General features: G+C 65.4%; 12 protein-coding genes. 7 read left to right on the top strand and 5 right to left on the bottom strand.

Annotation, left to right across the window (positions count from 1 at the left end):
- Positions 1-6 precede the first annotated feature (6 nt).
- The 5 genes from QRD43_RS22390 to QRD43_RS22410 form a co-directional block, all read right to left on the bottom strand.
- Positions 7-1,530, bottom strand: a complete 1,524-nt coding sequence (locus QRD43_RS22390; protein ID WP_285984743.1) for an AMP-binding protein — start codon at positions 1,528-1,530, stop codon at positions 7-9.
- A gap of 91 nt (positions 1,531-1,621) precedes the next feature.
- Positions 1,622-2,425, bottom strand: coding sequence for a phosphate ABC transporter ATP-binding protein (locus QRD43_RS22395; RefSeq protein ID WP_285984744.1), 804 nt, complete (start codon positions 2,423-2,425; stop codon positions 1,622-1,624).
- A gap of 38 nt (positions 2,426-2,463) precedes the next feature.
- The gene (gene pstA, locus QRD43_RS22400; protein ID WP_285984745.1) at positions 2,464-3,354 is read right to left on the bottom strand and encodes a phosphate ABC transporter permease PstA; all 891 of its coding nucleotides are present in this window, start codon (positions 3,352-3,354) and stop codon (positions 2,464-2,466) included.
- Positions 3,351-4,238 carry a PstC family ABC transporter permease gene (locus QRD43_RS22405; RefSeq protein WP_285984746.1) on the bottom strand — a complete coding sequence of 296 codons (888 nt, stop codon included), beginning with the start codon at positions 4,236-4,238 and terminating at the stop codon, positions 3,351-3,353. The genes pstA and QRD43_RS22405 overlap by 4 nt, the downstream gene beginning before the upstream one ends.
- A 15-nt stretch (positions 4,239-4,253) precedes the next feature.
- Complete coding sequence (locus QRD43_RS22410; RefSeq protein ID WP_285984747.1) at positions 4,254-5,102, bottom strand: phosphate ABC transporter substrate-binding protein; 849 nt, start codon at positions 5,100-5,102, stop codon at positions 4,254-4,256.
- Between the two features lie 175 nt (positions 5,103-5,277).
- On the opposite strand from QRD43_RS22410, the gene QRD43_RS22415 reads away from it, so the two are divergent.
- From QRD43_RS22415 to QRD43_RS22445, 7 genes are all read left to right on the top strand, one after another.
- The gene (locus tag QRD43_RS22415; RefSeq protein ID WP_285984748.1) at positions 5,278-6,117 is read left to right on the top strand and encodes a long-chain fatty aldehyde decarbonylase; all 840 of its coding nucleotides are present in this window, start codon (positions 5,278-5,280) and stop codon (positions 6,115-6,117) included.
- Between the two features lie 66 nt (positions 6,118-6,183).
- A complete protein-coding gene (locus QRD43_RS22420) occupies positions 6,184-7,095 on the top strand; it encodes a permease (protein ID WP_285984749.1) in 912 nt (303 codons plus the stop codon).
- Between the two features lie 29 nt (positions 7,096-7,124).
- Complete coding sequence (locus QRD43_RS22425) at positions 7,125-7,553, top strand: hypothetical protein (RefSeq protein WP_285984750.1); 429 nt, start codon at positions 7,125-7,127, stop codon at positions 7,551-7,553.
- Positions 7,537-8,739, top strand: coding sequence for an SDR family oxidoreductase (locus QRD43_RS22430; RefSeq protein ID WP_285984751.1), 1,203 nt, complete (start codon positions 7,537-7,539; stop codon positions 8,737-8,739). Before QRD43_RS22425 ends, QRD43_RS22430 begins: the two co-directional genes overlap by 17 nt.
- A 50-nt stretch (positions 8,740-8,789) precedes the next feature.
- Positions 8,790-9,788: a DUF8838 domain-containing protein gene (locus QRD43_RS22435; protein WP_285984752.1), complete on the top strand. Its 999-nt coding sequence runs from the start codon at positions 8,790-8,792 to the stop codon at positions 9,786-9,788.
- Between the two features lie 20 nt (positions 9,789-9,808).
- A complete protein-coding gene (locus QRD43_RS22440) occupies positions 9,809-10,330 on the top strand; it encodes an arsenate reductase (azurin) small subunit (protein ID WP_285984753.1) in 522 nt (173 codons plus the stop codon).
- 8 nt (positions 10,331-10,338) lie between these two features.
- Positions 10,339-12,810 carry an arsenate reductase (azurin) large subunit gene (locus QRD43_RS22445; protein ID WP_285984754.1) on the top strand — a complete coding sequence of 824 codons (2,472 nt, stop codon included), beginning with the start codon at positions 10,339-10,341 and terminating at the stop codon, positions 12,808-12,810.
- Positions 12,811-12,895 lie beyond the last annotated feature (85 nt).

Consider the following 12,895-nt stretch of genomic DNA (forward strand, 5'->3'; position numbering starts at 1 on the left):
TGCTTGTTATGCCGCCGGACGCCCAGCGGAGATCTCGCGCGCCAGCAGGTCGGCCAGTTGCTGCTTCTTGACCTTGGCAGAGGCGGTGTAGGGAAACTCACGGACCTGGACGAAGTGGCGCGGCCGCCAGCCCTGGTACGCGCCGGCTAGCCGACGCTCCAAGGCCTCGATGCACGCGGCCGGGTCGGCCCCTTCCGCCAGGATCAAGGCGATGGCGGGCGCTTCATCCGCCAGCTTCACGAGGGCGACGTCCCGGACACCCGGGATGCGACACAGGTGTTCGACCTCCGAGGCACTGACCACCACTCCACCGGTCTGGGCCGGACGCAGGCTCTCGACCATCCTGTCGACCACCTGCAGACGGCCGTCGCCATTCCACAAGGCCCGGTCGCCACTGCACAGCCAGCCGCCGGGCTCCTCCGCCCGTTGAGCGATCCAATGTCCACGCACCTTGAGTTCCCCACTGCCCAGCGGGCAGTCCGCCTCGGTGCTGACATCACACTCGACACCAAACACCGGGCGCCCATGCAGCAAGGGGCGCGCAGGCTGGTGGACTTCGATGGTGGCCAGTGGCGATGTCTCCGTCATGCCCCAGGCATGGCGGACTTCCACCCCCAGTCCATGGCTGATGAAGTCAGCCACCGCGCTCGGCAGACGGGTGCCGCCGACGATCGTCTTGCGCAAGGTCGTGAACTTCAGCCCCTGGGCTTGCATATAGGCCGCCAAGGCCAACCAGTGCGCTGACACCGCACCCAGGATGGTCGCGCCCTGCCCTTCAATCCACTGGTACCACTGCGCGGGGTCCCGGCTGGGGGGCACCAAGAGCAGGTCCGCACCCACCAGTGGGCAGACGAAGGGGGCACCCCAGGCGCTGGCGTGGAAGGTCTGCATCAGCGGCATGACCCGGTCTGCACGGCTCACACCGAGCGCATCGGGCAGTGCGCAAGCCCAGGCATGCAACACCGTCGAGCGATGGGTGTACAGGGCCGACTTGGGCACCCCGGTCGTGCCAGAGGTGTAGCAGACGAACGAGGGCCAGGTCTCCTCGACCCGCTGTGCGCCGAGCAGCGCTCCCGAAGCCGGCGTCACCATCGGCCAGCGAGGCGCGTCGCAGGGCAGCACGCGAGCCAGGTCCTGGGTGGCTGCGTCATAGAGCACGGCCTTGAACCGGTTCGATTGCACGATGGCTGCCAGGTGGGCCGCCTCGTGCAGCGGATTCAGCAAATGCGTCACCAGACCCAGTCGCAGCGCGCCGTAGAGCCAGGCCAGTTGCTCCGCTGAGCTGAACCCCAGGTTGACGATGGCATCGCCCGCTGCGAGGCCGTGACTACGAAGCTCGTACGAGATCCGGTCCGCCTGCTGAGCAAGATCGGCGTAGCTGGTCTCACGCACCGTCCCGGTGGCGTCAAGACTGGTCACCCGCTTGTCGGCATGAACACGTGCGGCGTGCTCCAGGAGGGCGTGCACTTGAAGTGCTTGGAACTCCACCTTGGCAGAGACCGCCGCAGAAAGGGCATGTGAGGTAGTCATGGCGGCATGCTAGGGAGACCCGACGCCGCCCTCAATGGAAGCGATGTACTACGCGCCCCACGCGGTCCGGACCATCCCTAGGGTCAGGTGTTCAAGCGAACTTGAGATAGGCGCTCGTGAGGTCTTCCGCCGGGTCCTCGAAGATCGCGTCGGCGTCACCGAACTCGATCATTCGACCGACACCGTCGACCTTCCACATCACCCCCAGCTTGCTGGCCAGACGGCGCGCCTGGGCAAGGCTATGGGTGACCATGAGGACGGTGTGTGTGGTGGAGAGCTTCTGGATCAGTTCCTCGATGCGCTGCGTGGCGATGGGATCCAGCGCGCTGCAGGGTTCGTCCATCAGCATGACCGTCGGATTCAGCACCAGGGCGCGCGCCAGACACAAGCGTTGCTGCTGGCCGCCGGACAAGGCCATGGCGCTGTCTTGCAGGCGTCCCCGGACCTCCTCCCACAAGCCCACTTCCTCCAGCGCCCGCTTGATTCTGTCGTCGCGCTCCTCCCGGTCCTTCACCCCATGCTGCTTCAGTGCGAACTCCAGGTTCCGCCAGATGGAGAACGGGAAGGGATTCGGCCGTTGGAACAGCATGCCCACCTGCCGGCGCAAGTGCACGACATCGCGCTCGATCCATGTGTCCCGAAGCCAGCTGATGCCCACGGAACCATCGACACAGCAGCCGGGCACCATGTCCGTCAACCGGTTGATGCAACTCAGCACTGTCGACTTCCCGCAGCCGGAGGGCCCGATGAGCGCCGTGATGGCATTGCGCGGCGCATCGAAGCTCACGTCTTCGACAACCGCCTGTCTACCGTAGCGAACCGAGATGTTCCGGACTTCCAGGGCCCCTGCTGAAGCGGCGCGCCGCCTGCCGGTGGCTTCATGCAAGTAGGTCACGGACGCTCGCTCCAATGAGCTTTGTGCAGGTGTGTTCGTCATGTAGTTTTCCCTGTTTGGCATCCCGCGCCACAACCCGACAGGCGCGATTGCAGCCAGTGCATCGACAGCTGCGTCACCGCAGAGATCAGCATCAGCAACGCCACCAGCACCAGGGCCGCCCCGTAGGCGTTTCGCATGCCGCCAGGCACGTTCGTCGCGAGTTCGTAGACATGGACTGAGACACTGCGGCCCGAATCGAACAGCGCTTGAGGCATGCGATCGGAGTAGCCGCTGGTGAACAGCAACACCGCCGTCTCGGCGACGGCGCGTGTCAGCGCAAGAAGGACGGCCCCCGTGAGCGCGGGCAAGGCCACAGGAATCGAGATGCGGTGCAGGACCGTCAAGCGGTCCAGCCCCAGGGCAGCCCCCGCCATGCGGTAGGTCGGCCCCAGGGATTCGAGCGCCAGCGCAAAGCCTCTGGCCAGCGTGGGCAGGATCATGCAAGCCAGCGCAGCCCCGCCTGCCATCAACGAGTAGCCCCAACCCAGTTGCCTGCAAAAGAGCGTGAGTCCGAACAGGCCAAACACGATGGACGGCACGCCGGCCAGGACATCGAGACTGCCGCGAACGAACAGGCTGGCCAGGCCGTTCTGGGGCAGCACCTCGACTTGCAGGATCGCCAGCGCCCAAGCCACGGGTATGGCGAAGAGCATGCTGATGCCGACAATCCACAGGGTCGACACCAGCATGGGGGCGATGCCGCCGGCGCGGCCGGCATCAGCCGGCGCACGGGTGAGGAACTCCCACGACACCGACGGCAGACCTTGAACCACCACGGACACCAGCGGCCATGCCAACACCGCCAGCCCGAGCAGGCAAAGGAGCCAGCGTGCCGCCGTCCAGAAAAGCACGGAGCCCCGCTGGCGTCGAGGCAGCGCCGCGCTCATGGGCGCCTCCGTGCCATCAGCGGCAGCGCATCACGCAGCAGGACCAGCACACCAACCAGAAGCAGGATCAGCAGACCGGCCACGAACAGCGCACTTCGATGCGCCCCCATGGCGTAGGGCATCTCCAGGGCGATGTTGGCCGTCAGCGTTCGAACGGGGTCCGTCACGCTGGAAGGAACCTGAGGGATGTTGCCGCACACCATGAGCACCACCATGGTCTCCCCGATGGCCCGCGCGGCGCCAAGGATCAGGGCTGCCAGCAGGCCCGACCGGGCGGCAGGCGTGACCAGGTGGACGACTGCATGGGTTCTGGACACGCCGAGCGATTCCGCCGCCTGAAGCATCGAGTGTGAGGTGGCCTGGAACGCTTCCATCATCATGAGGGTGACGGTCGGCAGGATCATCACGGCAACGACCAACATGCCTGCCAGAAGGCTCGCCCCCGGCGGCCGCCACTGCCCGACCATGGGCACGATGGACCCCACCCCCCAGAGCCCGAAGACCACCGTGGGGATGGAAGCACTGCCCTCCACCAGCTTGCCAACCAGCAGCCGGCCGCGAGCGCCAAGAAAGAAGGTGTGCTGAACCGCCAGAGCCCAGCCGACGGGGGCCGCGAACAGCACGGCGCCGACCGTCAGCAGCAGGCTGGCCAGCACCATCGTGCCCATGCCGTAGCTGCCGTCCCGCGGCCACCATTCGGTGTCGAGCAGGAACGTTCCCATGCCCACCTGCTGAATCAGCGGCGCGGCCTCCGCAGCGAGAAAGGCGGCGATGAGCAGCACAATGACCGAGCCCAGGCCCGCCAGCCCGATCAACACCGTCCAGGCCGCGCGTGTGCGGATGCGCACGCCCGGCACGGCATGGGTCGCAGCAGGGGAAAGCATCGGGGCCCCGCCTGTTCAGCGGCTGGTGGGCACGAAGAACTGACCCGTGATGATGGCCCGCGCCTTGTCGCTGCTGGCTGCAGCCAGGAGGTCCTTCAGCTCGGCCGCATGTTCGGGCTTGAACACCAGGTTGAGCTCGCGGGTGATGGGGTAGCTGCCTTGAGCCACGGCCTGCGTGCTTGGAACATGCCCGTCCAGGCTGATCAGGCGAATGCTGGCACCATGCGCTGCCTCGTACTCGGCGGTGCCGATCGACACGTAGCCGATGCCCGCAGGGGTGACCGAGACCGTCTGGATGCCTTGCTGGTTGTCGCCGATGACCACCTGTGCCTTGATGTCCTTGTACTTGACACCGAAGTAGTGGCTGAAGATCTCCAAGGTCGATCGGCCCTCGGCCTTGCTGACCACCGAGATGGGCTGGTCCTGCCCGCCGACTTGCTTCCAGTTCGTGATGGACCCGGTGTAGATGCCAACCACCTGTTCCTTGGACAGCGCACTGACCGGATTGGACTTGTGGACGATCAGCGCGAGGCCGTCCTTGGCGATCAGCAGCTTGCCCAGATCCGACTCGTCCGGCTTCAACTCGCGGGACACCATCCCGAGCCGGGCGGTCCCCTGGCGGACATCCGTGACCCCGCGCGAACTGCCGCCCGACTGGACGTCGATGCGCGCCCCCGGATGATCGGCCTCGTAGACCTTGGCCAGCTCGCTCATCAAGGGAGCGATGGTGCTGGACCCGACCACGGTCAGCTTCAGCGCTTCCGCGCCCTTTGCCTGCTCGGAACGACCACAAGCCGCCAGTGTGACGACGGCGGCGGCCACGGCCGCACGAATGGCTTGGCGCCTCGGATGTCCAGTACCCATGGATGACTCTTCTCCCTTGAAGGCCGCAGATGCTAGGGAAGAGTCGCCTGCCAGTGAATGGAATCTATGTACTATTTCACGAATCAAGGGGGTGCCAAACAATCCTGCGCAACAACTCAGGCTGCGGACTTCACACGTCCACTGCCTTTCCCAACTCATGAATGGAGATTGCGCAATGAACGATATCGCCGACGTCGAAGGCGTCCAAAGCCCCGTGGACCTGCGTGGGGGCAGCCGCCGCGAAGAGTTGAGCGGTGCGCACGGCACGGGCTATTTCAATCTGCTCTCCTACATCACGTCCAACGCCATCTCCGGCGAGATCATGGCCGTCGAGAACTACTCGGAGATGGTGCCGCTGATGGCCGACACCGAGTCGAAGATCGAGACGGTGAAGCAGGCCCATGAAGAGTCCAAGCACATCCTGATGCTGGCGAGCCTGGGCAAGCGCCATGACTACCACGTGATGCGCGAGATCGTTGAACCCCAGTGGTACAACATCCGCCGCCACTTCAGCACCGCGGTGGCCAACAAGGACCTCGCCGCCTGCCTGGTGATCCAGGACCTGATGACGGAAACGATGGCCATCGTGCTGTACAAGACGCTCGTCCGCCAAGGCGACCCTGACACCTCTGCCCTCGCCGCGAAGATCCTGGAAGACGAGCTGGAGCACCTGGACATCGGCATGCAGCGCATCAAAGGCATGCTGGCGCGCGATTCGGAGGGCGTCCACGAAAGCCTGAAGTGGGCCCACCACCGCGTGATGCCCGAGCTCTTCAGCATGGTCAGCACCAGCTGCCATTTCCTGTGCGACCGCCTGAACATCGACTGTGGCGCGCTGTCCCTCGGCGAGCTCAAGACCGACATTGACGCCATCCGGGTCGAAGCCCTGGACGCCTACATCGAGACGTTGGACAAGGCCGGCTTCGACCCGCGCATCACGGCGGATCTCATCGAGTCCATGCAAGCCTACGGCGGCACCCCGGCCGGCGCTCCGGCAGCAACCGCCACCCACTGACTGTTGACGCAGCCACATGCGCACCCCTGAGCGATCGGGGGTGTGCATGGACTTTGGAGCAAGCCCATGGGTGACTGGTTCATTGAGTTCCTGAAATTTCTGATCATGGATGGGACCCTTCTGGTGGGGCTCTTCCTGCTCATCACCTGGGCCGTGGTGCTGCTTCAGCAGCGACTTCCCTTCCAGCAGACGCAAAGCCGTCTCGTGGGCTCGTCGGGCTGGGGGGCTTCGTTTGCGGCGAGCGTGGGGGGCGTGATCACGCCGTTCTGCTCATGCTCGACCATCCCCGTTCTCAACGGGATGCTGCGGGCGGGTGTCGGATTCGCTCCGAGCTTCGCCTTCCTGGTCTCGTCCCCGGTGGTGAACGAGGGGGTTCTGATCTTGCTGTTCTCCACGGGACGCTTTGTCGCAGGGGTGACCTTCCTCGTGGTGGGGCTCATCCTGACCACGACCGCGGGCGTGGTCGCTCAGAAGCTGGGACTGGATCGTCACATCGTGAACAAGCCGAGCACCTTGGCGGCGGGCACCTTCGTGGGCAGTGCCACGCCGTCGTGGCCCGGCTGGAAGGCCGCAGGCAAGTTCGCCTGGCTTTCGGCGGTCCAGGAGCTGCGTGGCGTCGGCACCTACCTCGCCGTCGGTCTTCTCGTCGGCGGCGTGATCTATGGCGCCGTCCCCAAGGAGATGCTTGGCTCGGCGGTCGGCACGGTGCCGGACTGGGCGCTCTACCTGATCTGCTCGCTGATCGGCCTGCCGCTCTATGTCTCGCCGATCGCTGCCATTCCCATCGGCTTTGCACTCATCGAGAAGGGCTTCCCCGTTGGCCCTCTCGTCACGTTCCTCGTGGCGGCCATCGGCACAAGTCCCCCGGAGATCGTCCTGCTCATGCGGATGTTCCGGCTTCCCCTGGTGCTTGCGCACACCGTCACCGTTGTCCTTTGCGCCCTGCTGCTCGGCATTGCCGTTGCCCTTGCTCTTTGATTGACCGTCACACCAACCAGGAGACCCCCATGTTCGGACTGTTCAGCTCCAAGAAGACCGAAGAATCCATGCAACTCGTGCAGCAGGCGCTGGACCCCCATGTGGTGGCCATCGTTTCCGCCAGCTGCTGCATGTCAGGAGTGGGCGCGCTCGACGAGCAGCTGAAGTCGGTAGCGGCACAAGCCCTGAAGGAAGCCCATCTCGACTGGCCGGTGCTCTTCGTCACCGTCACCGAGGCACAAGGCGCCCTGGGCAAGCTGTCCGGCAAGCTCAGCGATGCCGCGGCAGCCACCGCGGCCCAGGTCAGCGAGCTCTTCGTCTCGTCCGGACTCGGCGCATTTCCCGTCCTGATCGTGAATCAACGCGTCGTGTCCTATGGCGGCGTCCCCGATCTCGCCCTCGTTCTCAAGAATCTGCCCACGGCTCCGAAGGCGGTCGCGCATGAAGACGCTGCTTGATCGTCCCCGCCATGGCGGGCATGTCTTTCTCACGGGTGGGACCGGCTATCTGGGTGCCTTGCTGGCCGCCGAAATGCTGCGCCTCGGCTGGGCCACACGCATCGTCATCCCCACCCGGCGCGCCGGTGATCCGGGTCTCTCGCCCGAGCTGGCGGCTGAACTCTCGGCGGCGGGTCTGGACCTTGAGGCCGCCCGATCCCTCATCACGCTCGTCCCCTGGGGAGGCGCGGAGACCTGCACCCGGCAAGAGCTGCAGCAGTTGATGACGTCCTTCGGCATTGACACGGTCGTTCATAGCGCAGGCTGCCTGGACTACTTCAACGAGGGTGCCCTGGAGATGGTCAACGTGAACTTCACGCGGACCCTGGCTCAAGCGGCGTCGGCGGCGGGCGTTTCGTTCTTCGCGTTCGTCTCCACCGCCTATGCCGCCGGCTACTCGGGTGCGACGGTGCCCGAATCCCTGCTGCGCGAGCCCGATCGCGACCCGACGGCCTACACCTCGACGAAGCGCCAGGCCGAGCACATCGTCGCCCAGTCCGGCATTCCCTTCCTCATCCTGCGTCCGTCCATCGTCATCGGCAACGCCTGTGATGGCCGCTACAGCGGCAAACGCTACGGGCTCTACCAGCAATGGATGGGCGTCGAGCGTCTGCTGACGGATCGTTATCACGAGACGCTGCATACCGTCGCGACGGACCAGCCGTTGAACTTGCTGCACCAGGATGCGTTCCAGCGGGCGGCAGGAGCGGCTTTGAGCTGGATGCCTGACAACGCCGTCATGAACGTCGTCACTGACAGCGCGCTGGCACCGTCCATGAAGGACTTGTGGATCCAGCTGTGCGAGGTCACGCGCCCCAAGCAGATCGTGTTCTATCCCAGCATGGATGACGTCGACCTCAAGGCCATCAACCTTCGCCAGCGGGCCTACCTGAGCTTCGCCCAGACCAACCTGGAAATCGGGGCCTATGGGTGGTCCTTCGACCGGGGCTGGCTGCAAGTGCTGCGCGCCGAGCGCGGCCTGTCGTTCACGGAGACGACGGCAGCCACCATCCGCACATGCCAGGACCGCTTCGTCGAGAACTCGGCGCTCTTCCGTCAGTACCGGACCCGGTTCTCGCCACATCTGAGCGCCGACATCGCCGTGCTCGAGCCTTCCGACTTCATTCCAACCAACGCAGCCGCTTGATCGTGAGAGAACAACCTTGGCAGCAGAGTCTGCAATCCACCTGCCAGCAGATGGCAGCCTCGCTCGGCAACGAGCGCCACGACGCTGGGAATCACTGCGTCTGGTGGGGCGCCAGCCACCCCGAGATCCTGCAGGCATGCAGGCCCGCCCTGCCCGGCGCCGTCGTTGTCGCTGATGCGGATGCACGCGCGCTTCGTCGCGCGATGGCGGCGGCAGGCCAGCAGGCGACGGCCTTGCGTCTGGTGGACCTCCACGATCTGCGCCTGGATACCGCGGGGGTGGAAAGTGCACTGTGCGGCCTCGCCCTCAAGAGCATCGATGCCTATCAGGCGATGCGTGACCGGCTCGCGCAACAGGCGGCGGCCGCTCCGGCCGTCGGCGATGCATCGGCCAGCGTGGTGGTGATGGACATGCTGCTGAACCGCGTTCCTGCAGACGGCATGGATGAACTCTTGGCGGAGGCGTTCAGAGTTCTGCCCAGACATGGGCAGTTGATGGCGGTCGTGCTGCTCGCTGACGAGCCCGTCGCTGGCATGCACAACGTTCGATTCGGCACCGATGGCATCAAGGCATTCCTTCCCTCAGAAGGTGCCGTGCTGGGGGCCTTTGAGCGTGCCGGGTTCCACGGCCTTCAATGGGCCTTCTGCGCTGATGAGAACCCCGTCATCATTGACCGCATCGAAGGTGCCGACGTGCGACTGGTCCTCGTGAAGGCCACGAAGGGCAAGCAGGGGCCTTGCTATGAGCTGGGGCAGGCGGTCGTCTACAAGGGGCCCTGGAGCCAAGTGGCCGACGATGACGGGCATGTCTATCCCCGCGGTGCCCGCGTGGCCGTTTGCGCCAAGACGTATGACCTGCTCATGAAGCCGCCCTACGCAGGGCAGTTCGTGGGATTGCGCAGCGTCAATGAACCCGCGCTCGCCAGCGCCGAACTCTTCGATTGCCATACCCCGGCGTTGCGCCCTCCGGCCGTCACGAAGGGCCTCGCTGAGTTTGCCGGTGCGACGGCCCCCTCCTCCGCCTGCGCCCCCGGCAGCGGCTGCTGCTGACGCTGCGCAGGGAGACCACCATGGGCAAGAGCCTTGATCTGCAGCGACGCGTTTTCCTCAAGAGCTCCGGTGCCGCGGGTGCTGTCGCCGGCTTGGCAGGGACCTTCGCCGCCCCGGGTGAAGCGGCCGCCGCGACTCCCGTGCATTGCCCGGCGGGTGATGCGACGCCCCCCGCACTCTCATTGGGCCGGCTGGGCACGCTCCGCGTCGGCGAGCCCCGCAGCTTCCACTACCCGGACGCACGATCACCGTGCCTGTTGATCCGCATGGGTATGCCGACCGAGGGCGGCGTGGGTCCGAACCAGGACGTCGTGGCGTTCAGCCAGCTGTGCACCCACATGGGCTGCCCGGTCAGCTATGAATCTGGCCTGCGCTTGCTGCAGTGCCCGTGCCACTACACGACCTTCGACCCGGAACGCGGAGGGGCGATGGTCTGCGGGCAAGCCAGCACCGACCTGCCGCGCATTGACCTCCGCCACGACAGCAAGACCGACATCATCACTGCCACCGGCGTCAACGGTCGCATCTTCGGCCGCCTGTGAACCTACGCATGAAGCACTTGACCACGACGCTCCCACCTGTCGGTGCCCAGCGCACGCAGATGACCTGCCACTTCTGCATCGTCGGTTGCGGCTACCACGTCTACAAATGGGATGAAGGCCGGAAGGGGGGCCCGGCGCCTCAGGAAAATGCACTCGGCCTGGACTTCCGCCAAGGACTGCCGGCCCTGAGCGCCTCCATCTCCGACACGATGGCGCAAGTCATCGTGGACCCTCGAGGCAAGCGATCCCACGTCCTGATCGTTCCCGACCGCGGATGCGTCGTGAATGCCGGTCTGTCTTCGCACCGCGGGGCAAAGATGGGGCAGTACACCTACAGCCCCGAGGGCCTCACGCGCGACCGGCTGAAGCACCCTCGCCTGCAACGCCACGGACGCTGGATGGACCTCGACTGGGAGCAGGCGCTCGAGCTGTATGCGCGATTCACCCAGCGCGTTCTCGACGAAGTCGGCCCGGATGGCTTGTTCTTCGACTGTTTCGATCACGGCGGCGCCGGGGGCGGCTTCGAGAACACATGGGGGACAGGCAAGCTGATGTTCTCGGCGCTTCGGACCCCCATGGTCCGCATCCACAACCGGCCGGCCTACAACTCCGAATGCCACGCGACGCGCGACATGGGCATCGCAGAGCTGAACAACAGCTACGAAGACGCCCAGTTGGCGGACTGCCTGTTCGCGATCGGCTGCAATCCTTACGAAACGCAGACGAACTATTTCCTCAATCACTGGATCCCGAATCTGAACGGCAGCACCGCAGGCAAGCGCGCCGCGCGCTTCCCGGGCGAATCCTGTCCGCCGACCCGGGTCATCATCGTCGACCCTCGCCGGACAAAGACGGTGGCCGTTGCCGAGCAGGTGGCGGGCAAGGATCGTGTCCTCCACCTGGATATCAGGCCGGGCACGGACACCGCCCTTTTCAACACCCTTCTCACCTACGTGGTGGACCAGGGCTGGCATGACACGGCCTTCATTGCGAGAGCCACCAAGGGCTTCGACCAGGCCATGGTCGCGGCTCGCATGCCCCTGGCGGAGGGGGCCCGCATCACGGGCATTCCCGAAGCGAAGCTGGTCCAGGCCGCCGAATGGGCCTATCGCCCCAAGGCCGGCCTGGCCCGCCCCCGTACCTTCCATGCCTACGAGAAGGGCATCATCTGGGGCAACGACAACTACAGGATCCAGAGTGCGCTGGTCAACCTGGCGCTGGCCACCCACAACGTGGGACGGCGTGGCACGGGGGTATGCCGGATGGGCGGCCATCAGGAGGGCTACACCCGCCCGCCCTACCCCGGTGATCGGCAGATCTACGTTGACCAGGAGCTGCTCCACGGAAAGGGCTTGATCTACACGGTCTGGGGAACCAATCCCTTCCAGTCCACCCTGAACGCACAAGCGCATCGCGCAGCGTTGGTCCGTCGTTCACGCATCGTCTCCGAGGCCCTTGATGCAGCGCGAGGGGCCTCGATCAAGGAGCTGGCCGACATCGCCTTTGATGCGTGCAGGACGCGAGGCGGCTTGTTCCTGGTCAGCATCAACCTGTATGCCGACCCGCTCTCGGAGGCTGCACACCTCATGTTGCCCGCCGCACAGCCTGGAGAGATGAATCTCACCAGCATGAATGGCGAGCGCCGGCTCCGCTTGACCGAGCGCTTCATGGATCCCCCGGGCGAGGCACTTCCGGACTGCCTGATCGCCGCGCGGATCGCCCGGACGCTGCAGGCGCTCTACCGCGAGTCGGGTCGGCACGAACTGGCCGCCCGGTTTGCCGGCTTCGACTGGGTGACGGAAGAGGATGCCTTCAATGATGGGTTCCGTCGCGCCGGCACACCGGGAGCCCCTCCCATCGACTCGCAGGGTGGCGAGACGGGCCATCTCGCGACATATCACCGCTTGCGGCTCGCCGGCAACAACGGCGTCCAGCTGCCGATCCAGCGCGCCGAAGGCGACAAGCTCATCGGCACGGAGATGCTCTACGAGGACGAACGGTTCAGCACCGCCGACGGCAGGGCGACGTTCCTGACGGCTGCATGGAACGGATGGCCTGACATGGTCACGGCTCAGCAGTCCAAGCATCGCTTCTGGATCAACAACGGCCGAACCAACGAGGTGTGGCAGACCGGCTATCACGATCAGCATCAGCCGTCCTGGGATGAGCGCATGCCAGCGGCCCTGCTGGAGATGAGTCCTGCGGATGCAAGCTCGCTGGGCCTCCAGGGAGGCGACATCGCCGAAGTGTTCAATGACCACGGCAGCACGTTTGCGCTCGTGCGCCTCGAGCCGACTGCCAAACCCGGTCAGACCTTCATGACCTTTGGCCAGAAGCGCGGTACGGCGGGGGATGTCGTCACGCCCTGGGTCGACCGACATGTCGTCCCCTACTACAAGGGCACGTGGGCCAGCATCCGGCGCGCGGCAGGCATCCGGGCATGGCGGGAACTGAGCTCACCCAAGTCCCGCATCGCCTGAACCGGCGCCAACAACTGAAAACATTGACATTAGGGGGGGCACACCCCGGTGCCGGCCCAGTTCCGCCGTTGTCTCGTATAGTTTC

It is taken from the genome of Roseateles subflavus, assembly GCF_030285365.1.
Taxonomy (GTDB): Bacteria; Pseudomonadota; Gammaproteobacteria; order Burkholderiales; family Burkholderiaceae_C; genus Roseateles_B; species Roseateles_B subflavus.

Bases quoted from the DNA above. Each gene is read 5' to 3' on its own strand.
- QRD43_RS22390 (WP_285984743.1), bottom strand. From the start codon at position 1,530: ATGACTACCTCACATGCCCTTTCTGCGGCGGTCTCTGCCAAGGTGGAG.
- pstA (WP_285984745.1), bottom strand. From the start codon at position 3,354: ATGAGCGCGGCGCTGCCTCGACGCCAGCGGGGCTCCGTGCTTTTCTGG.
- QRD43_RS22405 (WP_285984746.1), bottom strand. From the start codon at position 4,238: ATGCTTTCCCCTGCTGCGACCCATGCCGTGCCGGGCGTGCGCATCCGC.
- QRD43_RS22410 (WP_285984747.1), bottom strand. From the start codon at position 5,102: ATGGGTACTGGACATCCGAGGCGCCAAGCCATTCGTGCGGCCGTGGCC.
- QRD43_RS22415 (WP_285984748.1), top strand. From the start codon at position 5,278: ATGAACGATATCGCCGACGTCGAAGGCGTCCAAAGCCCCGTGGACCTG.
- QRD43_RS22420 (WP_285984749.1), top strand. From the start codon at position 6,184: ATGGGTGACTGGTTCATTGAGTTCCTGAAATTTCTGATCATGGATGGG.
- QRD43_RS22425 (WP_285984750.1), top strand. From the start codon at position 7,125: ATGTTCGGACTGTTCAGCTCCAAGAAGACCGAAGAATCCATGCAACTC.
- QRD43_RS22430 (WP_285984751.1), top strand. From the start codon at position 7,537: ATGAAGACGCTGCTTGATCGTCCCCGCCATGGCGGGCATGTCTTTCTC.
- QRD43_RS22435 (WP_285984752.1), top strand. From the start codon at position 8,790: ATGGCAGCCTCGCTCGGCAACGAGCGCCACGACGCTGGGAATCACTGC.
- QRD43_RS22440 (WP_285984753.1), top strand. From the start codon at position 9,809: ATGGGCAAGAGCCTTGATCTGCAGCGACGCGTTTTCCTCAAGAGCTCC.
- QRD43_RS22445 (WP_285984754.1), top strand. From the start codon at position 10,339: ATGAAGCACTTGACCACGACGCTCCCACCTGTCGGTGCCCAGCGCACG.